Consider the following 659-nt stretch of genomic DNA (forward strand, 5'->3'; position numbering starts at 1 on the left):
GGAGTCCTGCAAACAAAAGTCAATAGCTGAAATGAAAAAAGTCCCGCAAAATTTGCGCGACTGAAAAAGGGCATAACAAAACAGACTGGAGAAAAAGCTTCGCCAGCCGGGATAAAGTATCAATCTGATTTATCCTTGTGAGGTGCCCTGCTGTGCGTCAAAAGCCTCCAGGCATTCCTTCACACGGGCGTAGTAGATACGTAGGAACTTGTTCTGTGCGGCGGTCATGTATACAAAGTATGGCTTGCCCTCAGCGCGTTTCTTATCGAGAAACTGGTACACCGGCTCGTCTGCCGGCGCTTTTCTGAGATATGTGCAGACGATCTGGTACAGCGTTTTCCGAAGATGCGGCGAACCACGCTTTGTGGTCGACGTGCTTTGTGTCTCATGCTTGCCGGACTGGTCCACAGCCGGGTCAACGCCAGCGAAGCCCACAATGGAACTGCGGCGGGGAAAACGGCGCACATCGCCAATCTCAGCCATGAGTTGCGCAGCTGTGGTTTCGCCAACGCCGTACATGGCGCGCACGGTTTCGTACTCCGGGAGCTGTGAGGCGAGTCGTGTCATCTCTGCTCGCAGAGCAGCCAACGTAGTCTTTCCTGCAAGAAGCTGCTGTGCGGCTGTGGTAATGAGCAGCTTGGTGTTGTCGTTCTTCGGTA

1 protein-coding gene is annotated in these 659 nt (G+C 53.6%); it reads right to left on the bottom strand.

From position 1 onward, the window contains the following. Nucleotides 1-129 precede the first annotated feature (129 nt). A partial coding sequence (locus tag ACTQ34_RS18095) for a transposase (protein WP_441364985.1) occupies nucleotides 130-659 on the bottom strand: 530 nt, incomplete at its 5' end.

The sequence above is a fragment of the Agathobaculum sp. LCP25S3_E8 genome (genome assembly GCF_052117165.1).
GTDB lineage: Bacteria > Bacillota > Clostridia > Oscillospirales > Butyricicoccaceae > Agathobaculum.